This is a genomic window from Curvibacter sp. GW821-FHT01G03 (genome assembly GCF_059422285.1).
In genome coordinates this window covers 119,762-144,114 of sequence record NZ_JBWKWP010000015.1, presented here as the reverse complement: position 1 = coordinate 144,114, position 24,353 = coordinate 119,762, and the positions used below count along the sequence as shown (strand labels likewise).

Sequence of the window (24,353 nt, the reverse complement as noted above, 5' to 3'; positions counted from 1 at the left end):
AACTACTTAGCGATCAGGCTTGCAGTTCTTGGGGTAATTTTGGTGTAATTTGAGTCATGTTTTGCATGCCCTCCCAGATGCGCTCAAGTTCTCTGGAAGACTCCGTATCAATCCAGCGGCCGTAGACTGTGACGAGCATGGAATAGTCCATGTGGCCCATCTGGTTGGCGATGAAGGCAAGGTTGCCCCGTGCTGTGAGGTTCCAGCAGGCGAAGGTGTGCCGGGTCTGGTAGGGCGGACGGGGACGGATCTTGGCGCGCCGGACCATGTTGATCCACTTGGTGTTCCAGGCGCTGGGAACGAAGTAGTCGTTGACGACTGCCTTGCGCGCCTGCGTCTTTGGAGACAACAGCACGCGCACGTGGTCGATGCGCGATTCATGGCGGTTCAGCCACACAGTCAGATCGGCCGCTTCGCGCTGCTCGGCATCGGCGACCAGCACCTTCAAGGCATCGCGCGCCGGTGGCTGCAACAGCACGGTGCGCTCCTTCTTTGTCTTGGGCACCTTGAACGTCACCGATTGCGTTATCGAGCGGCGCACGGTGATCTTGCTGAAGTCCGGCGCTACGTCTTCCATCGCCAGGGCGAGCAGTTCGCCCGGCCGCAGTCCGGCGTAGATGGCCACCGTCACCGCGGCCTTATCGATCGGATGCAGGCAACCCTTCTCGATCAGCGCCAGGTATTCCTCGTAAGTCAGAGGGTCGGGATCCTTGATGCTCTTTGTGAAGCGTGTGCAATGCTTGCCGAGTTCACCGCAATAGTGGTTGTTCTCGCACCAGTAGAGGAAGCCGGAGAAGGTCGCCAGATAGTGATTCACTGTAGAAACGGCACGCGTTGCGATCAGGTCCACGCGCAGTTTCTGGATATCCTCGGGCAACAATGAATCTACCAGGCGATTGCGACCGAGCGTGTCTACGCAGACGTCGAGCGCGACCTCGTAGCGCGATTGTGTCTCCGGGGTGATGTCCACTGCCTTGAGGGGCTTGTACCGGTCGCACAGCTCGCCCACGCGCTTACCGGGCGCCGTGCTTGCGGCCGAGCGTGCGTGAGGGAAGAAGTCAGCTTCGTTGTAGCTGCCGTTCCTCAGCGCGAAAAGAGCTGCGCTGCGCAGGCTGACGGCGTGCTTGATGTTATTACGGGTCGGCTCCAGCCGAAGCGTGTGACTGTGGCGGGCGCGCTTGAACATGAAGAAGACGCGGATCGAATTTCCGCGTACCTCGACGCCGGGGTACTCCGTGTTTGTTGCCGCTGCTCTCACCATCTGCTTACCTCACTATTCAGTTCTCCGCTTTGCCATCGAGTGGCCACTGGCCGGTCTTGAGCATGAACAGCTCGAACAATCCGGGGGGCATAGCTCGATCGCCGGCCTCCCATTGCTGCCACCCACGTAGCGATGCCTGCACCAGGTGGGCAGCCTCGGTTTGCGTGAGTCCCATGACAAGGCGGGCTTTGCGAATGGCGTCGGGTTTGGGGCTGTGAGGTTTCGGGTCGTTCATGCGCCGGCAGCGAAGCCCGATCCGCTGGCGCGGCCGGGAGGTACTACAACAGAAAATTATACGCTCATTGAGCGCATGGATTTTTCTCTTTGGCTCGACATTGCGCCCCCGTTTCCGACGGGGCTCAAAAGGCTTTGGCGAGGGCATCGCTTTCGACCCAGCGCTCAAATTCGCGGAGATTCACGAAGATTCGACCGTCCGGCGCCCTGCGCCAGACGCGCCCTTCGATCCAGGTGCCGCCCTTGATCTTGTGCCGCACGGCGTTTTCGCTGTAGCCCGTGATCTCAGCGAAACGCTTGATGAGTACCCATTGGCCGGCATAGCCCATGACGATGACCTCCGCTCAAGAAGGCCATCGAAGCAGGGAAGGGTGGCGGCCTTGTCTGAGGCAAATTGTCCGAGGTGGCGCACCCAGGCAAAACCCACGTAGGCGTGTATGAGCGCGGAAGGGCGTGGGAGGACAGCGAATTACTCAAGGCTACCGGCTTTGGGTGACGCGAGTCCAACTGCTTCATGCGCCTAGCGACTGATGCACCGTATGGGGCATACCTTTCGATTCGTTTGTCGAACGCTCTTCGGACTTGTTGCAGAATGCTTATTCAATCTGACAATCGGCGGTTTCGGAGGGGAAACAATGGCGAGACGGCGCAAATCCAGCACGGCCAAGGACCTCATGGATCTGGTGGCCTTGCTGCCCTGGTGGGCGGGCGCGGTGTTGGCGCTCGCCAGCTACTGGGTGCTGCATGCCATTGCCACGCGTCCACTGCCTGCGGCGCAGTCCGCTCAGCAGGTCAGAGGGTGGGACAGCCAGTTCTGCTATCTCAAAACTTCGACTGCTTCACACTGCAGCACAATTTAAATATGCCAACGCTCCGGGTAAATGGTCGTGACGCAGGACCTCACAAGGCCACGGTTAATCCAAGTTTGGGCGCACGGACGGTGTTGACAAACAGCCACTGGGAGTACGTTGCACTTTGGCTTCGCCGCGAGCGCAAGACTGACGCGCTCTTCTACTGGCAGCAGGCGCAGGTGTTCGCGAAAGCGGCGGAAGGCATGCCGGTCGCATCTGCGCCACTGCTCTTCTACTACTCTTTCATGAATGCCACTAAGGCGCTCTTGGCGGCTAAATCAGTCGCATTTGACGAACACCACGGGGTTCGTGCGCACAACATGCGAGCGGCCTCAAGCAAAATCGCACTATCCAATGAGGGCGTTCGGATCATGCAACGGGGCGTTGCCCCTGCGCTCTCGCAATACCTACAGGAAAGCGAAGCAAGCGACAGGCATAGTCTGGAAGATCTGCTATTCAACCTTCCATGCATTCACCGAACGTTCTGCTTGACGTATAAGAACCAGAAGGATCTTTTCATCCCCTTGACAGATTGCCGGATTGAATTTGACCCTGCAAGCAATTCGTCATTCTTCTCTGCGAAGCTGTCCAAGGACTTCGCGGGTGCCTCGTTCATACGGAGGCTGCCACCTTCGCTTGTCGCGGATCCCGTTGCTGCGGATGGCAGAACAATTCGATCCGTCGCGACGGCCCCGATTGCGCAGCCGGTGGCAGAAACGGCCGCCGAGTTGGGGGCTCTCGGCGCATTGTTGCGAACGCTTCGACCAGATCTGAACTACATCGCCGGTGCTCAGACACTCTGGTACGCAAAGGGGTCCGTCGCAGGTCCATCCCGGCTCAAGAGATCGCCACTGACCTGCACATTGTTGGCCATGCACCGGTTGAGCGAGATCTGCCGCTATCGGCCGATGGAACTCGCATCATTTATGAATGGCCAAAAGAACTGGCTCTTAACGGAGTTCATTCGCATGTCCCCGCCACAGTTTTTAGATGAAATGGCCGCCGAGCTCACTGGTCAGCAATTCATGGTCCCCAATGTTCGACCGGCAACCTGATCTGAACTTCGACATGAAAATCTATATCGCCTGCGGACTGACACACGTACCAAGAGAGGACTTCAGCGCCTACGTTGAACTCATAGAGGGGCTGGCTGAGCGACTTGCGTTTCGAGGCACGTTTGAAGTTAAGTACGCTCTCCGAAACAGCGATCCCCAGCTCGCTGAAAAGCCGTTCGCAGATCGAGCGCGTTTGTGCTACTTGTGGGACAAGGAGATGGTCGAGTGGGCGGACGTTGTTGTTGCCGAAGCAAGCTATCCCTCCACCGGTCTTGGTATTGAACTGCAGATTGCAAGCTCTCGAGCAATCCCCATCGTGCTTGCTTTCAAATTGGATGAAAGCCATCGAGCCAAACCGGTTCAGTACAGAACACCAGACCATCACATCCACAATCTTCAACTTGGCGAAGGTTATGTGTCGCTAATGGCTCTTGGCCTGCCTAGCCTGTTTAAGGTCTTGCCATATCAGAATGCAGAAGGTGCCTTCACGACGGTCGCAGATGCAATTCGCACATTGGCTCTACCGACGCAAGTCGGTGAAGCGTAGTGTCAGCGTCCACGATGCTTGGGTTCAGTTCGGCGGTGCGCCGCAGCTTTAGCGCACTTAGCGATGCAGTTCGTGCGCCAAGTCGCGCATATGTCTCTCTCCCTGCAAGGCCTACAGTCCCCATTCGGGATGACGTCTGCGGTGCTGCACTTGCCGATCAACTCCCGGGTTACACCTGAAGCCAAATCCCGTAACACAGAGCAAAACCTTCCTGCCTTAATTCCATGCGCCCGTGATGGTTGCGTACTGCAGGATCCGGCCGCGCTGAGGCTGACGTAGGCAGTAGCCCAAGGCCGCGTCATAAAGTGCAACGGCAGGCAGCAAGGCCTGCGTGATGTCGGCCTGTGTGGCCTGTACACCGAACTGGCGTTGGAGGGAAAACTGGCTTTCATCGTTCACTTCGTTCTCGTAGTACAGAACCAGTTGTTCAAACGCCGACGCCTGCTTGGCTTTGTCTACATTCCCGAAGACGCAGGAAGTGAAAAATGTTGCACCGGAGCGGGTCACTAGCCGTTCGACCATATAGCGGTGGTCACGCAAGAGGTTCGCGAAGCAGTCTCGCTCGTGCGCGCCCCAGACATCGAAATCCAGGGCGAGGAAGGGAGCCGTAATGCCCGCTCGGGTCTCGTAGCCACGACACAGGGCCAACGAGACTGCCAAACCGGTGGAATGAGAGCCTTTGGGGTCGGCAGGTATGGGTAGCTGGAGTCCCTGATCTTCATAGTAACTGTTGGGCGGTCGCAGACGGAATTCGACTATCGAAACCATAGGCTGCCTGGCCGACAGAAATTCCTGCGGAGACTCTCGCAAGACCCTGGCCGGCACGATCGGCTTGATGGCTTCCATCAAGTCGTCGGCGATTGGTATGAGGCGTCCGCCGAACTCCGCAACGGCGCCCGGCCAGCGTTGCAGGTCCATGGCGAAGGACTTGGACGGCAGCGTGGTTTCAATTAGTTCGAGAGTTTCTTTGAGCATGGCAAAGGGTGTGAGTCCTCCGGCTAGTCGAAGGGAAGAGAGGACTGCCTTGCATATAAACTGTGCCTCTCTATTGCAACAGCACTTTACATCTATGAACCGTGCCGAACTCGTTGAAATCCTCGCCTCCAAGAATGACCTGCCCAAGACGGCCGCCAATGCCGTGCTCGACACGCTGATCGAGACCGTGCAGACCGCCGTGAAGAAGGGCGACGTGGTGCAGTTGGTCGGCTTCGGTACCTTCAAGTCAGTCAAGCGCGCTGCACGCACCGGCAAGAACCCCGCCACGGGGGCTGCCATCAAGATCCCCGCATCCACTGTGCCAAAGTTCGTGGCCGGCGCTAAGTTCAAGGCCGTGGTGGATCCCAAGGCTGCCAAGCGCAAGGCCGAGAAGGCCGGAAAGTAAATCGCCAGGCCTTACTCCTCAAGCCGTCCGATGGCACTGGCCTTGGGCGGCTTTTTTTGTTGGGGCTGCTACGCTCCACGCCATCCATAGTTCAGGTTGAAACGATGACAGCTTTCTCCGAGGCATTCCGGGCCGAGGTCCTGCGCATGGCGCGCAAGGAGATCAAGGGCGAACTGGGGAGCCTGCGCAAGACCGTCACGGCGCAGCGCTCTGAGATCGCGGCGCTTAAGCGGGACGTCAAAAACCTGGTGTCCCAGGTCAAGGCATTGCACAAAGCGGCAGGGCGGCAGGTCGACAATGGCAAGGCTGTTGCCCAGGACACTGACACTCCGGCGCGCCGTAAGCGCCGCTTCCGGTTCGACGCGCAGGCGTTGGCGGCCAAGCGCGAGCAGTTGGGTATCTCGCAGCAAGCCATGGCGGCGTTGCTGGAAGCATCGACGCTCTCTGTGTACAAGTGGGAGAGTGGGAAGGTGACACCGCGTGCTGCACAACTCGAGCGCATCCGGGTCATGCTGAAGATGGGCAAGCGCGAGGCGTTGGCTAAGCTGCAAGCATGAGACGCACGGCATTTGGATAATCGGCAACGCGCGCGTATTGACCGGATGCGCTCAACTGGAGCTTGATGCGACATCACTTAGGCGTTGGCTGATTTGTTCGACCAGAATCGCCGCTTCGTTTCGGCGGATGGCGTGCTGCGAATGTGGCCTGGAATCGATGATGTTTGCCAATTCACCTGGGCTGACAAATCTGTAGCTGTCTGGTGGTTTGTTGCCCGTCAACTCGGTGATTTCCAGTTTGAGGCTCATCAGTGTCGAGTGACATTGTCGGCAGATCCGAGGTGCCACGGACCAAGCGCCTCTCGCGTTGTTACTGGTCAGGAAGAACACGAGCTTACCTTTGTCGCCTATGTAGACGATCTGCTGTTTGCCGCGTCCGCACACTGGGCATGACCAATCGTCTGCGACTGAGTCCCAGGCCAGCGCGAAGGCTTCTTCCGAGCGCAGCATGGCGAGATAGTTTGGCGGCAAGGGCTGGCCGGGTTTCTGTGTGGTGGTGCGCCATCGTGCGAGATTGCGGTCGGACTTCTTCGGTTGCGGCCCAAGGGCCTTGTAGAGCGCTTCGGTGGACACCCAGTCCTTGATCATGGCGTCACCGATGCGGTTGGCGTAGCCGAGAACAGGGATGGGCTGGGCTCTTCTCTTGTGAGGCTCGTACCAATGGGTGTCCGTGGCTGCGGCACGAGCGACCGCGTTGATCAGTTTCATGCGCAGTTCATAGGCGGGCCGGGCTTCCTCCCATGTGTGTCGGGCTGTTGCCGCATCGACGTAATGCGGCTGATGCTCGCCGCTTTGAATGAACCGGCGAATCTGGCCGATGGAGAATGAGAAGTAGGGCGGAGCGGCGACCAGTTTCTTCGCGTCGGCGTCGGCGTTGTTGCAGTCCTCGCAGACCAGCACCTCTTCGTAGGCGGCAAATGCATGGCCCATCCGCTCGACCAAGCGAAATCCGTTGATCTGCTCGACGTCAGTGCCCGATCGCGCAAAGGCAGCATGAAACGCGGCCTGCAAGGCTTCGCCCATGTGATCGTGATGGATCACCAGCTTGGCCAGGATCTGATGCTTCTTGCCGATCCGAGAGACCTGGAACTTCGAGCGGCCGCAGCACGGGCATGTCCAGTCCTGGGAAGAGCCTATCCAGTGGCTGTTCATCTCGAAGTCGTCTACCCCGTGGTGATCCTTGATCTTCAGGGATGTCGACGACTGAACGCCGTCGAGGCTGGTGATCTCGCCGGTGTTGATGCATTCGACGAGGAGGGCAAGTGCTTCCTCTCGCTGGGCTTGCAGTTGCTCGAGGTCGGAACGTCTTTGCGTGGAACACCATCGCGCGAATTGACTGGATAGAAATAGAAGATCTTCGGCCATCGGTGCTTTTTGTAAGAAGTCCAATTGCAGACATCCTAATGGGGCATCCCGGTGTTCTGTCATCAGGCTCACGGGCAGCACCCCGCGTTTTGTGCTGAATGGCGGCCATCCGGCTGTGATCCCTTGCATCTTTGGCATGCGTGTTCGGCAGTGCTGTCGCGCCCGGGCCCGTCAGGGTTCGGGATTGGCCGCAGCATGTAGCTCGTTGTCCGGTGGCGTGTTCACCGACCGTCAATGCGGCTGAAGCGGAGCATCCCCGCCAGCATCTGGTGTGGGGTTCTCGTTGGTGCCGTGGAAATCCGTGATCGAGAGCGGCTGGGTCAACAGCTCGCCGCTACAGCGTGGGGCGTCGGTGTTTCTTGGGAAGTTGGTCGGCAGAGGGGAATGTCGATCACCTGATGCACAGCGACATCTCCGGGTTACCCCGAGGTCAATGTGTAAGGGGGCTTATATTAATATCAGTGCACTGACACATTGTCAGATCCAACTCTATAAGGACAGGAGACATGTATGCCCCGAACTGAAAGCAATTCTCAAGCGACAAGGAATGTGCTCCGGCGCGACCGGCGACCTTTAATCCACCTCCCTGTTTTGCGGATTGCCATGTTGGCATTGGTGGGAGCCACGCTGCTCTCTGCCTGCGGCGGCGGCAGCAGCGGTGACCGGGGCTGGCTCACATCGTGGGCCGCATCTCACAACCGTCCTGAGGCTCCAGCCAACCTGTCCGACAGCACTGTGCGAATGATTGTGCGGCCGACTGCGACGGGCAGCGCCGTCCGTGTACGCATTGAGAACACTGTGGGCACCACTCCGGTCACGTTCTCGGCTGCCTATGTCGGAGTGGCTGGCCCCGAAGCGACGGTCGATGGGCCGAACGTAAGAATGACCTTCAACGGCAACAGCTCGCTCACGCTGGCGCCAGGCACGCAAGCCTGGAGCGATGCCGTGAATATGCCCGTACAGTCCTTCCAGCGCTTGGCTGTCAGCCTGCATGCCAGTTCGGCAACGGCCGCGAGCGCGCATACGCTGGGTTTGACCAACAATTACATTGCACGGGGCAACTTGGCCGAATCGGGGGGGGGTACAGGCTTTAGCCCCGTGAACCCGGTCTTGGAGGGCACCTCCGTCTCGGCATACCCGGTGTACTGGGTTGGTGCAGTGGACGTTCTGTCCAGCACGCGCAGCACAATCGTCACCTTGGGCGACTCCATCACCGACGGACGGTGCAGCACGACGACCAATGGTGGCGCGTTGGCCGGTGGAGTCGTGGTGCTGGACCAGTATCAGCGCTGGACCGACATCCTGGCCAACCGCCTTGCGGCGCTCCCCGAAGACCAGCGAAAGGCCGTGGCGAACGCGGGCATCTTGGGCAACCGTGTTGTGTTACCCGGCGGTTTCGGGCCGTCGGCGCTGGAGCGCCTTGACCGTGATGTGTTGGCACTTTCCGGCGTGAGTCATGTCATATTTTTTGAAGGTACTAACGACATATTGGGCGGCGCCTCGTCGGCATCGCTGATTGCCGGTTCGCAACAGGTGCTGGATAGACTTCGAGCACGGAGTCTGAAAGTGATTGCGGGAACCATCATTCCGCGCGGTGCCGCAACCGGCGGATTCACGGCGGCGCAGGAGCAGGTGCGGCAAGAGGTGAATGCCTGGATCCGCACGTCCGGACGTTTCGACGGTGTCATTGATTTTGACGCGCTCATGGTCGGCGGAGGGAAGTCTGCGACGGGCGCTGAGATCATCAAGCCGGAGTTCAACTGCGACAATGTGCACCCCAACGCGGCAGGTTACGCCGCAATGGGCAATGCGATAAACCTGGATCTGTTCAAGAATTGAGAGCACTGGACTGGCGTGAGCGTGCCCGTTTCGCAAGCGGGTAGCTCCGCGCAGGTGCGCCGTCTCCAGCTTCATCTGCCATCGTGCGTCACCTTGTCAAATGTGGCGACATCAATAGCGAAGTATCGTGGGTGTCGAGAACTGTGGCGTGAAAACTGGCAACGGGGATTTCAGGCCAAACTCGCTGTCTGGCAACGATACCGTGTAGGCTTGCGAACCGTTCCGCTTTGCGGCCGTCATCGGCGCGGGGCCCGAATTCGCGGCCTGTTCCAACGCCGGCCTGATTGGAGGCACAACCGCCAACGCTGGGTCGAGCAAGACCTCCACCATTGCTGCGACGGCCTGCCTTCGGCGGCAAATGCCGGTGATGAAATGTCCGCGTCCCCGGTTCTGCAGACGGTGGCAGCTAAGCTTCTTCCTTGATCTGTTGGGACACACGGCATTTACTGTGCGCCACCCGTGTGCACCGCGCGGTTTCGCGAAACTCAGAGCGGGCACTCCACCCATGTCATCGCCAGGCACCTTTCAACGCAGTGCGTCTGCGAAGCGACGGAGCATCGCGGCAACCGTCTGAGGGTCGAAGGGCACCGCAGCATCCCGTAGGCGCATCTCCACCTCGAACACTATGCCAGAGGCCGCCTTCTGGGCAGCGCGCCCACTCGCTGTCAGTTCGGTCGTTTGAATCCGCCCGTGCTCGGGGTGTGGTGTCCTCTTGATGAACCCGGCCCGTTCGAGGGAGACCAGAATTCCTTGCATGGTTTGCGGCGTGACAAAGGCGCGCCGCGCAAGCTCGGCGTTCGATGCGCCCGGCTCGACTTCAAGAAAGGTCAGCACCGCATATTGCGGGGTCGTCAACCCGATCTGCTGAAGCGCGGCATCCATGTGCGTTCTCAGCGCTTGTTGCGCCAGCTTCAACGAGAAGCCGATCGTCGCGTATGCATCGCCCAGCTCGTTGCCGGATACTTTGCTTGCCATTATCAGTGTCCTTATATTAATATCAGCACCCTGTCATCTTAACTTTGGTCACTCAAGGAGTCCAGTCATGCCTCATCTCATCGGTCCCGATTTCATTGGTATTCAGATCGAGGACCTCGATGCTGCACGCACCTTCTACACCGAGGTCGTCGGCCTGAAGCCAGCAGCCATGAGCCCGCCCGGTGCGGTTGTATTCGATACGAAGCCGATCCCGTTCGCCGTGCGCAAGCCGATCGACGCACTCAAGAACCTGGATGGTCTGGGCGAGGGCATCGCGCTTTGGTTCGGCTGCGACGACGCCGACGCACTGCACGCCCTTCTCGTGGAGTGCGACGTCCAGATCGTTTTCGCGCCGAAGGATGGGCCGTTCGGCCGCTACTTCGCGTTTCGTGATCCGTTCGGCTACACGATCACCCCCCACACCGTCGGGCGGTCCTGAGCATGGCCGCCAGGAAAACTGAGATGACGACGGAGTCTGGTCAGACACGGCTGTTCGTTACGGGCTCGACGGGCCAGCTTGGACGCTTGGTGATCGGTGAACTGCTCAAGCGGGTCTCGCCGGCTCGGATCGTGGCGGGCGTCCGGTCTTCCGATCATGAGGTCGCCAAGCAGTTTGTCGCCCTAGGCATCGAAATCCGCGTCGCAGACTATGCGCAGCCCGAGACGCTTGTCGCAGCGTTTCATGGGATCGACCGGCTGTTGCTGATCTCGTCCAGTGCGGACGATGGACGCCTCGCTCAGCACGAGAATGTCATCAACGCGGCCAAAGCTGCGAAAGTAGGGCTGCTGGCCTATACAAGCCTGCTTCATGCCGATACATCGGCTCTCGGCTTCGGTGAAGACCATCGCCGGACCGAAGCGATCCTTGCGGCGTCAGGTGTTCCCTATGTCCTGCTTCGACACGGGTGGTACATGGAGAACCACATGCACCTCATTCCATCCGCGCTTCAGTACGGTGCAGTGCTCGGCTGCGCAGGCGAAGGGCGTTTCTCGACGGCTGCGCGCGGGGACTTCGCCGAGGCCGCTGCCGTCGTGTTGACGTCCGAAGGCCAGGCCGGCCGCATCTATGAGCTGGCCGGTGACGAGAGCTATACCCTGGCCGACTTCGCCGCCGCGATCTCGGCCGCCGCCGACAAGCCTGTCGCCTACAGGGACATGCCCGAGGCCGACTACAAGCGCATGCTCATCGGCATGAAGCTTCCCGAGGCCGTCGCCGAACTGATCGCAGACGCGGACACGGGCGCGTCGAGGGGCGCACTGGAAGATGGAGGCCGGCAGTTGAGTGCGCTGATCGGCCACCCTACCGCTGAGTGGCGTCAGGTCGTCACGCAGGCATCAAGTGCAGGTGACAGGCCATGACCTGCTGGATCGGTGTTGCAAGCCGCGACCATGTGAAGGCGGCCATTGAAGGAGGCTTCGCCCAAGCCGGTCACGGCAAGATGGCGCCGGTAAAACGCCTGAAGCGCGGCGACCTCCTCCTCTATTACTCCCCACGGGAACGGTTGAACGCGGGCGAAAAGGTGCAGGCGTTCACCGCGATTGGCCGGGTGGAGGACGACGAGCCGCATCGGGCCATCCAGAGCGAGTGTTTCGAGCCTTTCCGTCGCAAGGTCTTCTACTATCAGGCGCAGGACGCAACGATCAGGCCGCTACTGCAAGAGCTCAAGCTGACGCGCGGCCACTCGGCCTGGGGTATGCTGTTCCGGCGTGGCCTGTTCAAGATCGACGAAGAGGACTTTCGCATCATCGCGCGCGCCATGGGCGCTGCGCTGCCACCAGAACTGGTCTCATGATGCTGTCCAAGGCGACGGAATCCCTGCCTGTCTAGTCTCTTGCTCGAAATCGCTCCGGATCGAACTGCGTCAATATCCGGGTCACCTCTGCCTCAGTGCTTCGCTCCAGAGCAAACAGATCTTTGACTCGGTTGTAGGCGCCGGTCAGAAAAGTCAGCTGCGCTTCCGGACTCCAGTCTTGGCTCTGCCTGATTTCGCGGGTGTCATTTCGCCGGGACGGTGTCCGATCGCTTTGCCATTCAGAGAACCACTGAAGATCCTTGACGCCGAAGAGTCCCGCCTCGACCCGGCGGGTCTTTAGCGCCTGGAAACGGTCCATTACTGCCATCGCCTTGCGCAGCAACTGTGACCACTGCCCCAGCATCGGGTGGTCCCTGAGCAAGAGTTGACCTTGGTGCGCGGCGATCACACTGCCATGCAACATCCAGAACTCACCGGTATCCGTGAAGAACATGGTCATGTTGGTGGAGGACGGCTCGCCCGACTCCATCTGGCCAGTGATCCAATAGCGAACATATCCCTCTTCTGTCGCTCCAAAGTTTCCACTGCTTGCACTATCGCTCGGCGCTTCGACGCTCTCGGGTTGATTCAACTTGGCGATGTCAGAAACCGATGGCGCGCCGTTCTTCCAGCCAGCAGGGATGATCCGCATGAAGGCGCGCGGAACGTCGGGCATCGCGACCGTCTCGCGTCTTGCTCCTCCAAAGGCGTCGTTGTGCGTTAGCGTGTCGCCAGCCGAGGCCCAGACGGAGTAGTTGTTTGCCTTTGGCTCCGTGCCGGCAATCTTGGCTGTGGCCGCGAGGTCATCGGCGTGTTCCTCAAGATTGGTCTGCAGGGCTTCCTTGAGTTCTTTGACGAGCTTCGATCGAACCGCCGCGCGGGTTGGTTTGTCGGCGGTTTCGCTCAGCACGAACGTGACGACACGCCGTTGACGGATATCGAAAGGAAGATCTTCGACCTTCGCGCCGCTCGCCATGTTCAGGATTCCAATGACGCGCTCCCAACCGGGTCGGTGCATTGCCCATCCCAGTTCGATCATCACGTTGGGGTTTGGAAGCCACTTGCCGTCTGGAGATTGTGCGATGGGGGTGAGGTCAGCGACGAACACCGCCGCATCTGCAATCTTGTTGAGAATCGTGGTGGCGATGTCGGCCATGCCACGCTCGCCCTTGGTGTCGTGGTCAATTTCAGGACGGTCTGCGTCATCGACACCGAGCTCGTCGGCGACTTGGGCAATCGCATCGACCAGAGCATCGCGGATGAAATGACGGCAGGTCCTGGGTGAATAGTCGCTTTGCCAGGACCAGAATATCTTTGCAGTGTGTCCGTTCATGTCTGTCTCGTTGTCGAATGCGGCGCAGGCTTGTGTTGGCAAAGGATGACTTTTTGCCAGCCGTGCCGATTCCAAATTATGCGTCCCGGCGTCCCGCCGTCGGGCTCGCGGGCTACGCCCCACGCTTCGTGCCGAATCGCGGCCATCCGGCTTTGATCCCTGACGCCTTCGGCCCTTGAGGGCCTGCGCGCTGCGCTTACCTGTCCGTGCCTTCGTTGGAGGGTGGTAGGCGGTCTTGCTGTCCCCTTCACCGTATCACGGCGTTCGCGCCGTCAAGGGCTGCGCGCGCCTTGCGTGCTGGCGTCCTGGCGGCCGTCTTCGACCCTGTGACTGCTTGCGCTGCGCCGTGACGGCGACGGTTCCGGGCAATTCCGCCCGAGCAACCGGAGAAAAGTCATGAACGACAAATCGCATGTTTCGCTCGAACAACACGTCTGCCTGGTCTGCGGCGTGCCTTTCGACACCGGCGCCATCCTGCTGAACAAGCGCCTGCGCGCGAGCATGGAGCGCCACACGGCGACAGGCTGGGGTCTGTGCCCTGAACACCAGAAGCTGGCCGACGAAGGCTTCGTCGCGCTGGTCGAATGCGATCCGCAGCGCAGCGGCTCGCCGGGTGGTCGGCTGAAGCCAGCGCAGGCTTATCGCACGGGCCGGCTGGCCCACATCAAGCGCCATGTGTTCACCCAGGTGTTCAACGTGTCGCTCGAGGCCAACCAGGCTTGCGTCTTCGTCGAGCCGGGCGTCATCGAGCAGTTGCAGGCGATGGTGCCGCCGGCGTCGAGCTGATCGCTCAAGGAGGCGTCACGCGTCGCACTCGCTCGTGCGGGCGCGGCGCTTTTTCATTGCTGCGCCTCTTGGCGAAGTCTTCGGCCCCGGCGGGGCCTGCGCGCTGCGCTTGCCTCCAGGGGATCGGCCATGTGGCCCATCCCCGCCGCGCTGTGCTTGGCGCCCCTTCAAGACCGACGACCAGGCTGCGCCTGATCGTCCTTCGCGCCTGGCGGCGCTGCGCGCTTCGCTTGCGTGGTGTCGGCGCCGAGAGCGGCCGTTGCCGCAGTCGCCGTCTTTCCTGAGCCCATCACCTTGTCCGCGACTGTAGCCCGTGGCCGGTGTCCGTCAAGGCGCGCCGGGCCGTGTCCTCGCTGCGCTGCGGGCCGCCCCACACCCGGCGCTTGTTTCCTTGACGGCCCCCGTCCACGAGCTCCCTTTCGTCGCGGGCGATGAACTCAGGAAAGACGGTGGCAACGAGGCCGACCTGGTTCTTTGCGCCGACCCCACCGGAAGTCCGAAGAGGGCTCTGAATCTAGGAATCCGGTGGGGCTTTTTCAACAGCCAACTTCATTGGGGAAAGACCATGCAACTCGCTTCCCGTTTCGCACCGCGTTCGCCGGTGCTGCGTTCCGAACATCCTTTGTCGGATGACCAGATCAGGGCCGTGGCCCCATCCATTTTCGCCGACGCTCCCCACGCAAGCCGCTCCGAGCGCTACAGCTACATCCCCACCGCCACGGTGCTGCACAAGCTGCGCGGCGAAGGCTTCCAGCCCTTCATGGCGTGCCAGACCCGCGTGCGGCAGGAGGGGCGGCGCGACTACACCAAGCACATGCTGCGGCTGCGCCATGCCAGCCAGATCACCGCCCGGGGCGTTGCCAACGAAATCATCCTGCTCAATTCGCACGATGGCACCAGCAGCTACCAGATGCTGGCGGGCGCCTTCCGATTCGTCTGCGAGAACGGGCTGGTGTGCGGCGACACCGTGGCCGATGTGCGCGTGCCCCACAAGGGCGACGTGGCCGGGCATGTCATCGAGGGCGCTTATGAAGTCCTGGACGGCTTCGGCCGCGCGCTGGAGTCCCGCGAAGCCATGCAGGCCGTCACGCTGGACGACGGCGAATCCCTGGTGTTCGCCCGTGCTGCGCTGGCTCTCAAGTACGACGACGAGAGCAAGCCCGCGCCCATCACCGAAACGCAGGTGCTGACGCCGCGCCGCTTCGACGACCGCAGCCCTGACCTGTGGAGCGTGTTCAACCGCACGCAAGAAAACCTCATCAAAGGCGGATTGCAGGGCCGCGCCACCAATGGCCGCCGTCAGAGCACCCGCCCCGTGCAGGGCATCGACCAGAACCTGCGCCTGAACCGCGCGCTGTGGCTGCTCGCCGATGGCATGCAGCGCCTCAAGGCCTGAACCCCGAACCCCACGCGGAGAGGCTTCACGCCAACAAGGCCCCTCCGTTTCTCTCTCCCGTTGGCTTGCCCGTCTTTCCACTCGATAGGAGTTTCATCATGAATACCGCTACCCTTCACGAAACCACTGCCATCGCTGCCGCCGTGCAGACCGTGGCCGCCATCGGCGCGGGCCAGAACCTGCTGTTGATTCCGCTGTCGCGGCTGCGCCCGTCCTCGCGCAACGTGCGCAAGAGCGGCGGCACGTCGATTCCCGAACTGGCCGCGAGCATCGCGCGCGTGGGCCTGCTGCAAAACCTCACCGTGGTGCTCTCGCCCGATGGCGAGCATTACGAAGTGGTGGCGGGGCGCCGCCGCCTTGCCGCGCTCAAGCTACTGGTCAAACGCCGCAAGCTCGCCAAGGACCACGAAGTGCCGTGCCTGCTGGTGCCCGATGCCGCAGCGCGCACCGTGAGCTTGACCGAGAACGTGCAGCGCGAGGCCATGCACCCGGCCGACCAGTTCGAGGCGTTCGCTGCGCTCATCAAGGAAGGCCGACCCATCGAGGACGTGGCGGCCGATTTCGGCGTGACGCCGCTGGTGGTGCAGCGCCGCCTCAAGCTCGCCAACGTCTCGCCCCGGCTGCTGGCCGACTACCGGGCTGACGCCGTGACGCTCGACCAGTTGATGGCCTTGGCCATCACCGACGACCACAAGGCGCAGGAAGCCGCGTTCTACGATTCGCCGCAGTGGCAGCGCAGCCCCGATGCGCTGCGGGATTACCTGACGCAGGAGGAAATCGACGCGGGCCGCGACCCGATGGCCCGGTTCGTCGGGCTGGACGCCTACGAGCAGGCGGGCGGCGGCGTGCGCCGCGACCTGTTCGCCGACGAGCAGAGCGGCGTGTTTCTGGCCGATGCCGTGCTGCTGGACGCACTGGCCCGCGACAAGCTCGCTGCCATGGCCGAAGAAGTGCGCGCCGAAGGCTGGGGCTGGGTGGAGGCCGTGCCGCGCGCTACCTATGCTGACCTTCATGCGTTCCAGCGCGTGCGCGCCACGCGCCGCGAGCCGGGCAAGGCCGAGGCCAAGCGCATCGCCAAGTTGGAAGCCGAGCAGGCCAAGCTGCAGGATCGGCTGGACGACGAGAACGAAGCCATCAGCGACGACGAGGCGCAGGCGTTGCAGGACGCGATGGACGCGATCGGCGACGACCTCGACGCCATCGAGCGCAAGCTGCTGGTCTACCCGGTGGGCGTGGTGCCGATGGCTGGGGCCGTAGTGTCGCTCGACTCCGAGGGCGCCGTGGTGGTGCATCGCGGGCTGCTGCGCGAGGATGAGGCCAAGGCATTGCGCACGCAGCAGCGCGGCGCAGAAGCCGAGGACGATGCGCGCGAGACTGGCGCTCAGGAGCAGACCAAGGGCGATCCGCCCTCGCCGACGATCTCCGAGAAGCTGGCACGCTGCCTGTCGGCGCACCGCACCGCCGCCTTGCAGGCCGAGGTGGCACGCCATCCGCATGTCGCTTTGGTGGCTGTGGTGCACCGGCTCGCGCAGCGCATCGTGCTGGAGCGGCACCACGGCTCGCCGCTGAATATCAGCGCCGACCCGCAGGACCGGCTGGAGCAGCACGCTCCGGACGTGGCCGAGGCCCCGGCTGCCGTGGGCATGCGCAAGGTGCGCGAGGCCTGGGCGCAGCGCCTGTCCGTAGACTCGGAAGCGCTGTTCGCCGAGTTGCTGGCAATGCCGCAGTCCGAACTGCTGTCGCTGCTGGCGGTGTGCGTCGGCTTCACAGTCAGCGCCATCACGTCGCGCGAAGGTGACCGGCCCGCCGCGCTGCTTGCGCAGGCCGTGGGCCTGGACATGGGCCAGTGGTGGACGCCCACTGCTGCGGGCTACTTCGAGCACGTGTCCAAGGCCAAGGCGCTGGAAGCGGTGCAGGTGTTTGCCCCGGGTGAAGTGCACCGGCTCGCCAAGCTCAAGAAGGCACAGATCGCCGCCGAGGCCGAGCGGCTGGCCGCAGGCAGCGGCTGGCTGCCCGCGATGTTCCGTGCGCCGGAGGCCGTGACGGAAGCCGCTGCAACGCAGGACGAGGCACAAGAGCTTGCGGAAGTGGCCGACGACAAGAGTGTCCAAGAGGTGCAGGCATTGGCCGAAGCCGCCTGACACGGCATGCCCCGGCTGACCTTTCGGGGTTGGCTGGGGCTTTATTTCGACAGCGCGACGCGCGCGGCAGATCTGCCGCGCGCGTTTTCACATCCAAGACCGCCGCAAACCCGCCGCAGCGCGCCAGGGCACGCTGCGGCGGGTTTGCGGTGAGGCCGCTGCACGGGAGCATCAGTGGATCGGAGGCATTCGCTCCTCCGGTCATCACCGCACCCATAACCATGAACCATGAAGCAGTCAGCGCGGTCTTCTTCGAGGAGTCCTACATCGTCCCGGCCGACCAGACGGCACGGTCTCTTTTCTCGCGGCTGCCGCACGGCCGCGACTACGCGGAGCAATTGATCGAGTGCTTGGCGACTGGTTACCTGGTCGCGGTCATCGAGTCGGTGTGCATCCGCGAGGTGCAGCGGCTCACAGACGCCGAGGCGGAAGTGCTGGTCGGGCGGTCCATCCGCATCGACCACCTGGGGCCGATCCCGCCAGGTTCGCCGCTGCGGCTGCGAGGATGGATCGAGCGCCTCAGCGACCGCAGCGTCACCTTCCTCGTGCGTGCGCACGATGCGCATGAGGTCGTCTGCGAAGCCGTCGTTACCCTCGTGGCGACGTCACGCCAGAACATCGAGTCTCGCATCACCGCCAAGGTCCGTGCGCTGCGCGAACTGAGGTCATGAGCCGTGCCGGGTGGTGCAAGTAGGAGTGCGCCAGTCTCGCTGGGGCCGCCGGTCGAGATCCGGTTGAGGCACGTGCGATCCCGACACCAGCAGCCGCCTTCGATGAGGCCGGGGCCGGGTTCTCACGCCGGGCCGGTTCGCCTTGCTCTTTCAAGCCGCGCCGCCGCTGCCGGCGCCGATGCCTGGGAGCGTTTCGCTCGCATTGGGGAGCGACCGTGACGGCGGCAGGGTGCGGATGGTGCCGGCGGTGTTCGTGGAGAGACGGTGCGTTGGCCATGACCCCTTGCGATGGCAATCGCGCCCAGGGCGGCCTTGGCTTGTCGTGAATCCTGGCGATGCACCGGCTGTGCCTCGGGCTTCATGGCTGCAACCGTCCGGCCCGAACAAATTTCCCCACCTTTGTCACTGCGTTCGGCGGCTTCCTCGCGAGACAAATTTCTTCGGGCACTCCCGGTCCTCTACGCTGTTGCGGCTCCTTCGCTCCGCTGCACTGCGCTCCGTGGTGCAGCCCGCCCGTGCCTCGCCCTATCGGATCACCGACAAGGCCGCGATGGGCGCGACCAGTCAGCCACCGTAAGGAGTTTCATCATGGCCAACATTGGCACCTTCACCGCACAGAACAACGGCTTCAACGGCACCGTCCGTACTCTGACGCTCAACGTCAAGGTCAAGCTGGTCCCCAACGACAAGGAGAGCGAGCACGCTCCCGACTACCGCATCGTCGCCGGCAACTTCGAGATCGGCGCGGCGTGGAAGAAGATCAGCAAGGCGGACCGGCCCTACCTGTCGGTGACGCTCGATGACCCGTCGTTCCCGGCGACCATCTACGCCCGCCTGGTCGAGGCTGAGGACGGCACGCACAACCTGATCTGGTCGCGCAGCAAGGGCGACTGACCACCGTCCACACCAGCGCCCCGCTCACCGGCGGGGCGCTGGTTCGTTTGCCGGTCGCAGCTCGCGGCCGGACTCATTGGCACCGCCCCACATCGGCGGCTTTCCGCAAAAGTGGCTTCGTGGCTTTGTTCCTGCAAGGGAAGCCGCTTTTGATCGCTTGTGCTTTCCCACATGCGCATGGAATCGCCAATACGACTTCGTGCTTGCGTGGATTCGTGAGAAAGCGGATTCGGGGCTTCGTGTCTTTCAATGAATGCGGATTCGAGCGTTCGAGCTTCCGCACGGAACCGCGAAGCCGGGCGTCCCTCGGCGATGCCGGGCGATGCACAAGTACGGATATTGTTCTTTCAGCCTTTCCAACTCGACATCGATCCGATCATGCCGCTGATTGCTGCTTAAGAAGCGGACATTGGGGCTTCGGCTGGACAATGAGTTCGGCGCGGCCTGTGAAGTTCGCTTGCGCCGTCTTACGGGACTCGGCCAGAGCCGTCGAATCGCATCAACGAGACCTGGCATTTGTCAGAGGTTGGCGACGGACTCAAAATCAAGACGCATCGACGTAGCGGCGCTCCCTTGGCTGCGAGCCAATTTACTAGAGGACGTGTCTTTGGCTTCAATTTTTCGGGAAGCATCGTTGTGAGCGAAGTGCTAAGCGCACCACCACGAGCGAGTTCAGGCAATATGTCGGCCAAGGCGCCAATCGCAAGATCGGGGATGGCCGCGAGATCCTCAATTTCGCGACTTCCGTTATCGCATGCTGTCGTCCCGATTCGACAGTGACCCAGAAGGTGGGGAATGTAGTGGCTCGACACGGAACCGAAGACATCGATGAATTCCCGTAGGCGTGTCTCGTTGGCCACGACCTCGTCCTCATCTAGAAACCACGTTAGGTCTTGACCCTGTCGGCTCAATCCGCGCATGAGCAAGCTGACCAACGAAGTGGCACGAAGTGCTCGTTCGATGCGTTCAAGCGGCCACAAGTCCAAGCGAGGGTAGTCGAGGGACTCACGGGAGAGTCGCCCTGAGTTCGAAAACATGCTGCCCAGCCGCTTGTCAACAATGACCAGGAGCAAAAGTCCGTTCAGAAAGTTTGCTGAGCTTAGAAAAGCGGGAAGGGCGCGCTGCTTTTGGCGGTCGTTGAGCCCCTTATATGACATGCGGCGCCCATCCGGCAGGTATTCGAGTCGGAGCGCCTTCTGCAATGGCAACCAATTCCGAACGGACTCACCGCCGGCAAGCAAGACACCGGTGGTCTCGTATGTCGCCTCGCGATGTTCTCCCCCGAAGTCTGTCGCCACGAACAACTTTGGATCGTTGCGCAGATTCGGCAGCGAGCCCGGATCTGCGAGTTCGTACTGCGCCAGCTGCCGGCTCACCGAATTCATCAGGGCTAGACGAGCGTCGTCGTCATGCCACCAGACCGTCGGGATCGCTATGGACATTCTGAGATTCCTATCGGTGAACGGATCGGTGCAAATTTAAAGAACTAGAAGGGCGTGGGTGAATCGGGCAGACGAGTTGCGCGCATGTCTGGACATACCGAGGCGCATTCATAGTACGGCCTGTGCGACCTGGATCAGGGGTTCCTCGAACTAGAGCGGCTCAGCTTGGGCGAGCCGGCAGCCGTGCGTGCCCCACTCGAGTTGCCGGTTGAGCGCGACCTGTACTTCCGTGCCGGGAACCGGCTCTGCACTTGCACGCGCGAGGCGCACTTGGCCGGGCGCATGGTGACATAGCGAGCCAAAGCAGGGCGCCGCTGGCGGCGTCCTCAATCGTCCGGGACTTCCTCCAAGCCGGCCAATTCGCGCTGCACGCGCGCGAGCAACTTGTCCGCGCCTTTGGCATCGAGACCATAGGCCAAAGCCAGCAAGGTCAGCGGATGCACCTGCATAACCTCGCACAGCTCGTCTACCTTGCTGAGCGTCGGGTTCTTGAGGCCCCGTTCGAGCGAACTCATGTATGTGCGGCTCGATACGTCCGAGAATGCTTCCTGGCTCAGGCCGCGGGATTTTCGGAGGGATCGGAGTGCAGTTGGAAACGAGTTCTTTGGCGTCATCAATTGGACTTGGGGCAAGTCCAAGATGACATCGCATTGAAATCTATAGGGCTACAATCTATAGGGCTCATTTTGCGGGTTGACCCGCTTGCAATTCCGCTGGCCCGCTTTATGCTGGTCTTCTAAATCCAGTCATGATGGCACGCACCAGACCCCGTTCGGCGATCGCTGCGCTTGCGCTGCGACTCGCCTTCCCCGCCGCACTGCTTCCGGGTGGCCGTTCCGCCCGGCGAGGGTGTCGATGACCGCGCTCATCACGGAAGAGCAACGTCGTCAGTTGCTCGACAACGGCAACGCAGCGGCCTGCGGCACGCAGGCCGATCCCTGGCCGGTGGTCAAGCTATTCACGCCGGATGCGCACGCCACCTGGCTGCTCGTGCAGCTCAATCCGCGCGACGAAGACATGGCCTACGGCCTGTGCGATCTCGGGATTGGGGCGCCGCGGTTAGACCACGTGCGCCTGTCTGACCTGCAGAGCATCCGCGGCCCGCGCAACCTGCCGGTACTGCGCGACACACACTTCGTGCCGCAGCGCCCGCTGTCCGAATACGTGCGCCGCGCTGAGGCCGATGGCTCGATCAACGATTGAAGTGGGCGGCCCCGCCGTTGCATGGCTTCCGGCCGCTGCAGGCGGGCTCCCCCGTATCATGGATGCAGCGGCACAAGGGCGGCCGCACGCGGCATCGCCTGCTATTCATTAGCTACATCCAACATCGAGACAACGACACTGCCGTACTGATGGACCTTTCCCGCGAAGCCGTTGAGGCTTCGCCGGACCGCTGCCCGTGGTGCCACCTGCAAGCAAGGAGGTTTCGTCATGGGCGCACGCACGAACGAATGGCATCCGTCGGCCGCATATCTCTATGTCGTGATGCTGGATGGGCCGGCATTGGCGTGGGAGTACCTGCGGCGCAATCCGGGCTACCGCGCCAACTACAGCCTGCTTGCGGGCGGCAGCGATGACGAAGCCGGCCACGCGGCGCGCTGGGGCCTGCGCCTGCTCGAAGACCCCGCGCGAGATGCACGCCACGCGCAGCCGGCCTGGCTGCCCGATCCGGACGGCCTGCCGCAACTCCACCCCGACGCGGCCGCCGCGCCCGATATGCCCGATGCGCCGGTCTTCGCGCTGTGGCGCATGCCGGGGCGCAAGCAGCTCGCGCATGACGGCCAGCGCCTGCTGCTGACGGCCTACCGCCCGGAGAGCACGCTGCGCGCGGCGCTCTCGCCTGCGCTCGAGCACGGTATGGCCTATGCCTACGGTCAGGCGGCCGGCGCGCGACTGCGCGAGCGCTGGCGCGCCGCAACCGCCACGATGGAGCGCTTCGACGGCTACTACGGCCGTGACGCTGCGCGGCCGGCCGACCATGCCCACGTGCATGGTCGGCCCGACCGCATCGCGTTGTTGCACATGCGCAGCCTGCAGACGCTGGATGGCCTCGCCGCCGGCGCCACGCAGCGCGAGATCGCCCAGGCGCTTTTCGGCGCGGCGGCGGTGGCCGAGCGGTGGCACGACTTGGGTGAGATGCGCGCTCAGGTGCGTCGGCTCGTGCGCCGCGGCCGGGCGCTCGTTTATGGCGGCTACCGGCGCCTACTCCAGGTCGAGTCTTCCGAGGACGGACGTTCGGGCTGACGCTCGAACGTCCGTCCTCAGGACGCCGTGCTTTCCTGAGACTGCCTCTATCCGGCGGCGTTTGGCCCGTCGGCGATCAGCACCGACGGAGGCCCCTTCCATGAGATCCGCTTCGCTGCGGCCGCAGGCCGCACCTTCATCGACGCCCCAGCCGGCGTCGCCCAACGCAATCACCCCGACCGCCTCGGCGCAGCTGCGCTACCTCACAAACGACGAAGCCGCCGCTTTGCTGCGGCTGTCGCCGCGCACGCTGGAAAAGCATCGCGTCATTGGTGGCGGGCCACGGTTTCGCAAGTTCGGCCGGCGCGTGATGTACGCGCTGTCTGACCTCGATGCCTGGGCCGATGCGCGCAGCTTCGAGGCAACCTGCGATCCCGAGTACGCGGAACTGCGCGCCGCCCGCAGCGACGGCGGGCGTTGACCAGCATGGACACCGCAGTCAATGGCCGTCGGGCGCGATCCGCAGCGCGAGCAGCTCGAACTGTTCCATGCCATGCCGGGCGAGATGCCCGCGCGCGACGTGCAGGACCTGATGGTCTACCCGTTCTTCTCGCTGGCCAAGGGCCGACGCACGGTACCGATCGACTTTCGCGCGGGGCCGGTGACGGTGCGCGTGGAAGGCACGGCCGAGCACGGCATTGCCACGATCTGGGATGCCGATATCCTGATCTGGGCCGCCAGCCAGATCGTCGAAGCCCGCGATGCTGGCGTGCGCAGCTCGCGGCTGATGGCCGCGACGCCCCACGAGATCCTGCGCTTCGTGGGCCGTGGCACGTCGCTGCGCGACTACCAGCGGCTCAAGGCCGCGCTCGACCGTCTGCAGTCCACCAGCGTGGCCACTTCCATCCGCCAGCCCAACACGCGGCGCCTGCACCGCTTCTCGTGGGTCAACGAGTGGAAGGAGCGCGCGGACGGGCAGGGCCGGCCGCTGGGCATCGAGCTGATCTTGCCCGACTGGTTCTATGCCGGCGTAATGGAGGACAGCCTGGTGCTGACCATCGACGCCAACTACTTCCGTCTCACTGGTGGCATCGAGCGCTGGCTGTACCGCCTGGTGCGCAAGCACGCTGGTTGGCAGCCGGATGGTTGGCGCTTCGACTTCATGCATCTGCACCGCAAGTCCGGCAGCCTGGCCCGCTTCGCGGACTTCGCCTGCGACCTGCGGCGCATCGTCGCGCGCCAGCCGCTGCCGGGCTACGCATTGACCATTCTGCGTCCCAGGCGCGGGCCGGAAGTGCTGGTCTTCGCGCCGGTGCCGTCTGCGGCACAGCTGCGCCCCGGCGGCAGCTTCAGCGACGGTGCATGGCCTGTGGACAGACGGTGAATGGGCTCGTGCTATCAGGCGTGCGCGGACTCGTGCTATCAGGCGTGGAGCGCACGTGCTATCAGGCGTGCCGTCTGACCGAAAACCCATGCCCAACAACAGCTTGCGCGCGACGTAACTTAGTACCTAACGTATTTCATAAAAACCTAACGATAAGAGGCGGCTGCGCGCTGTGGAAAATTCGCGACGGCGCACGGCATGCATCCGGCACGCATGGCGCAAAGAAAAGTGCGAGGCTCGCCAAGAAGAACGCAGAAGACAGGT

At 62.5% G+C, this 24,353-nt stretch carries 27 protein-coding genes and 2 pseudogenes; 20 read left to right on the top strand and 9 right to left on the bottom strand.

Going from position 1 to position 24,353, the window contains the following annotated elements:
• Window positions 1-13 precede the first annotated feature (13 nt).
• The 3 genes from AC07VS_RS21330 to xisR form a co-directional block, all read right to left on the bottom strand.
• Window positions 14-1,261 (bottom strand): tyrosine-type recombinase/integrase, encoded by a 1,248-nt coding sequence (locus AC07VS_RS21330; RefSeq protein ID WP_494751917.1) that lies wholly within the window; start codon window positions 1,259-1,261, stop codon window positions 14-16.
• Window positions 1,262-1,277: 16 nt separating this feature from the next.
• Window positions 1,278-1,496, bottom strand: coding sequence for an XRE family transcriptional regulator (locus tag AC07VS_RS21325; protein ID WP_494751916.1), 219 nt, complete (start codon window positions 1,494-1,496; stop codon window positions 1,278-1,280).
• Window positions 1,497-1,620: 124 nt separating this feature from the next.
• A complete protein-coding gene (xisR, locus tag AC07VS_RS21320; RefSeq protein WP_494751915.1) occupies window positions 1,621-1,824 on the bottom strand; it encodes an excisionase family protein in 204 nt (67 codons plus the stop codon).
• 306 nt (window positions 1,825-2,130) lie between these two features.
• On the opposite strand from xisR, the pseudogene AC07VS_RS21315 reads away from it, so the two are divergent.
• The 3 genes and pseudogenes from AC07VS_RS21315 to AC07VS_RS21305 all read left to right on the top strand — a co-directional run.
• Window positions 2,131-2,289, top strand: a pseudogene (locus AC07VS_RS21315) (restriction endonuclease); the annotation flags it as partial.
• Window positions 2,290-2,438: 149 nt separating this feature from the next.
• Window positions 2,439-3,401, top strand: a complete 963-nt coding sequence (locus tag AC07VS_RS21310) for a YaaC family protein (RefSeq protein ID WP_494751914.1) — start codon at window positions 2,439-2,441, stop codon at window positions 3,399-3,401.
• 13 nt (window positions 3,402-3,414) lie between these two features.
• Window positions 3,415-3,948 carry a hypothetical protein gene (locus AC07VS_RS21305; protein ID WP_494751913.1) on the top strand — a complete coding sequence of 178 codons (534 nt, stop codon included), beginning with the start codon at window positions 3,415-3,417 and terminating at the stop codon, window positions 3,946-3,948.
• Window positions 3,949-4,164: 216 nt separating this feature from the next.
• Here the strand turns inward: AC07VS_RS21305 and AC07VS_RS21300 are convergent, their stop codons facing one another.
• Entirely contained in the window at window positions 4,165-4,923 is a 759-nt protein-coding gene (locus AC07VS_RS21300) for a hypothetical protein (protein WP_494751912.1), read from the bottom strand.
• Between the two features lie 94 nt (window positions 4,924-5,017).
• Between AC07VS_RS21300 and AC07VS_RS21295 the strand changes: the two genes are divergently transcribed.
• Both AC07VS_RS21295 and AC07VS_RS21290 read left to right on the top strand, forming a co-directional pair.
• A complete protein-coding gene (locus AC07VS_RS21295) occupies window positions 5,018-5,329 on the top strand; it encodes an HU family DNA-binding protein (protein ID WP_494751911.1) in 312 nt (103 codons plus the stop codon).
• Between the two features lie 104 nt (window positions 5,330-5,433).
• Window positions 5,434-5,886: a helix-turn-helix domain-containing protein gene (locus AC07VS_RS21290; protein WP_494751910.1), complete on the top strand. Its 453-nt coding sequence runs from the start codon at window positions 5,434-5,436 to the stop codon at window positions 5,884-5,886.
• A 51-nt stretch (window positions 5,887-5,937) separates the two neighbouring features.
• Here the strand turns inward: AC07VS_RS21290 and AC07VS_RS21285 are convergent, their stop codons facing one another.
• Window positions 5,938-7,389 carry a hypothetical protein gene (locus AC07VS_RS21285; protein WP_494751909.1) on the bottom strand — a complete coding sequence of 484 codons (1,452 nt, stop codon included), beginning with the start codon at window positions 7,387-7,389 and terminating at the stop codon, window positions 5,938-5,940.
• Between the two features lie 130 nt (window positions 7,390-7,519).
• Here AC07VS_RS21285 and AC07VS_RS21280 point away from each other — a divergent pair.
• Both AC07VS_RS21280 and AC07VS_RS21275 read left to right on the top strand, forming a co-directional pair.
• A pseudogene (locus AC07VS_RS21280) lies at window positions 7,520-7,650 on the top strand (DUF3363 domain-containing protein); the annotation flags it as partial.
• A gap of 204 nt (window positions 7,651-7,854) precedes the next feature.
• Window positions 7,855-9,090, top strand: coding sequence for a GDSL-type esterase/lipase family protein (locus tag AC07VS_RS21275; protein WP_494751908.1), 1,236 nt, complete (start codon window positions 7,855-7,857; stop codon window positions 9,088-9,090).
• A gap of 525 nt (window positions 9,091-9,615) precedes the next feature.
• Here AC07VS_RS21275 and AC07VS_RS21270 read toward each other — a convergent pair.
• On the bottom strand, window positions 9,616-10,065 hold the full coding sequence (locus tag AC07VS_RS21270; RefSeq protein ID WP_494751907.1) for a MarR family winged helix-turn-helix transcriptional regulator: 450 nt from the start codon (window positions 10,063-10,065) through the stop codon (window positions 9,616-9,618).
• 67 nt (window positions 10,066-10,132) lie between these two features.
• Between AC07VS_RS21270 and AC07VS_RS21265 the strand changes: the two genes are divergently transcribed.
• The 3 genes from AC07VS_RS21265 to AC07VS_RS21255 are packed head-to-tail and all read left to right on the top strand — an operon-like array spanning window position 10,133 to window position 11,858.
• Window positions 10,133-10,504, top strand: a complete 372-nt coding sequence (locus tag AC07VS_RS21265; RefSeq protein ID WP_494751906.1) for a VOC family protein — start codon at window positions 10,133-10,135, stop codon at window positions 10,502-10,504.
• A 23-nt stretch (window positions 10,505-10,527) separates the two neighbouring features.
• Window positions 10,528-11,424, top strand: coding sequence for an SDR family oxidoreductase (locus AC07VS_RS21260; protein WP_494751905.1), 897 nt, complete (start codon window positions 10,528-10,530; stop codon window positions 11,422-11,424).
• Window positions 11,421-11,858 (top strand): EVE domain-containing protein, encoded by a 438-nt coding sequence (locus AC07VS_RS21255; protein ID WP_494751904.1) that lies wholly within the window; start codon window positions 11,421-11,423, stop codon window positions 11,856-11,858. Before AC07VS_RS21260 ends, AC07VS_RS21255 begins: the two co-directional genes overlap by 4 nt.
• A 31-nt stretch (window positions 11,859-11,889) precedes the next feature.
• On the opposite strand, the gene AC07VS_RS21250 is transcribed toward AC07VS_RS21255, so the two are convergent.
• Window positions 11,890-13,191, bottom strand: coding sequence for a hypothetical protein (locus tag AC07VS_RS21250; RefSeq protein ID WP_494751903.1), 1,302 nt, complete (start codon window positions 13,189-13,191; stop codon window positions 11,890-11,892).
• A 396-nt stretch (window positions 13,192-13,587) separates the two neighbouring features.
• On the opposite strand from AC07VS_RS21250, the gene AC07VS_RS21245 reads away from it, so the two are divergent.
• The 5 genes from AC07VS_RS21245 (at window position 13,588) to AC07VS_RS21225 (ending at window position 19,079) form a co-directional block, all read left to right on the top strand.
• Entirely contained in the window at window positions 13,588-13,977 is a 390-nt protein-coding gene (locus AC07VS_RS21245) for an ATPase (RefSeq protein ID WP_494751902.1), read from the top strand.
• Between the two features lie 565 nt (window positions 13,978-14,542).
• On the top strand, window positions 14,543-15,373 hold the full coding sequence (locus AC07VS_RS21240) for a DUF932 domain-containing protein (protein WP_494751901.1): 831 nt from the start codon (window positions 14,543-14,545) through the stop codon (window positions 15,371-15,373).
• A 98-nt stretch (window positions 15,374-15,471) separates the two neighbouring features.
• Window positions 15,472-17,514, top strand: a complete 2,043-nt coding sequence (locus AC07VS_RS21235) for a ParB/RepB/Spo0J family partition protein (protein ID WP_494751900.1) — start codon at window positions 15,472-15,474, stop codon at window positions 17,512-17,514.
• Between the two features lie 221 nt (window positions 17,515-17,735).
• Window positions 17,736-18,185, top strand: coding sequence for a thioesterase family protein (locus tag AC07VS_RS21230; RefSeq protein WP_494751899.1), 450 nt, complete (start codon window positions 17,736-17,738; stop codon window positions 18,183-18,185).
• 588 nt (window positions 18,186-18,773) lie between these two features.
• Window positions 18,774-19,079 carry a DUF736 domain-containing protein gene (locus AC07VS_RS21225; RefSeq protein WP_494751898.1) on the top strand — a complete coding sequence of 102 codons (306 nt, stop codon included), beginning with the start codon at window positions 18,774-18,776 and terminating at the stop codon, window positions 19,077-19,079.
• 467 nt (window positions 19,080-19,546) lie between these two features.
• On the opposite strand, the gene AC07VS_RS21220 is transcribed toward AC07VS_RS21225, so the two are convergent.
• Window positions 19,547-20,521 carry a hypothetical protein gene (locus tag AC07VS_RS21220; protein WP_494751897.1) on the bottom strand — a complete coding sequence of 325 codons (975 nt, stop codon included), beginning with the start codon at window positions 20,519-20,521 and terminating at the stop codon, window positions 19,547-19,549.
• Window positions 20,522-20,641: 120 nt separating this feature from the next.
• On the opposite strand from AC07VS_RS21220, the gene AC07VS_RS21215 reads away from it, so the two are divergent.
• Window positions 20,642-20,815, top strand: a complete 174-nt coding sequence (locus tag AC07VS_RS21215) for a DUF2958 domain-containing protein (protein ID WP_494751927.1) — start codon at window positions 20,642-20,644, stop codon at window positions 20,813-20,815.
• Between the two features lie 32 nt (window positions 20,816-20,847).
• Here AC07VS_RS21215 and AC07VS_RS21210 read toward each other — a convergent pair whose 3' ends face one another.
• Entirely contained in the window at window positions 20,848-21,135 is a 288-nt protein-coding gene (locus AC07VS_RS21210; protein WP_494751926.1) for a helix-turn-helix domain-containing protein, read from the bottom strand.
• 241 nt (window positions 21,136-21,376) lie between these two features.
• Here AC07VS_RS21210 and AC07VS_RS21205 point away from each other — a divergent pair, with 241 nt between their 5' ends.
• The 4 genes from AC07VS_RS21205 (at window position 21,377) to AC07VS_RS21190 (ending at window position 24,089) form a co-directional block, all read left to right on the top strand.
• Window positions 21,377-21,724 (top strand): DUF2958 domain-containing protein, encoded by a 348-nt coding sequence (locus AC07VS_RS21205; protein WP_494751896.1) that lies wholly within the window; start codon window positions 21,377-21,379, stop codon window positions 21,722-21,724.
• A gap of 228 nt (window positions 21,725-21,952) precedes the next feature.
• Window positions 21,953-22,765 carry a DUF2285 domain-containing protein gene (locus AC07VS_RS21200; protein WP_494751895.1) on the top strand — a complete coding sequence of 271 codons (813 nt, stop codon included), beginning with the start codon at window positions 21,953-21,955 and terminating at the stop codon, window positions 22,763-22,765.
• 100 nt (window positions 22,766-22,865) lie between these two features.
• Window positions 22,866-23,186: a helix-turn-helix transcriptional regulator gene (locus AC07VS_RS21195; protein WP_494751894.1), complete on the top strand. Its 321-nt coding sequence runs from the start codon at window positions 22,866-22,868 to the stop codon at window positions 23,184-23,186.
• Window positions 23,187-23,207: 21 nt separating this feature from the next.
• Entirely contained in the window at window positions 23,208-24,089 is an 882-nt protein-coding gene (locus AC07VS_RS21190) for a replication initiator protein A (RefSeq protein ID WP_494751893.1), read from the top strand.
• Window positions 24,090-24,353 lie beyond the last annotated feature (264 nt).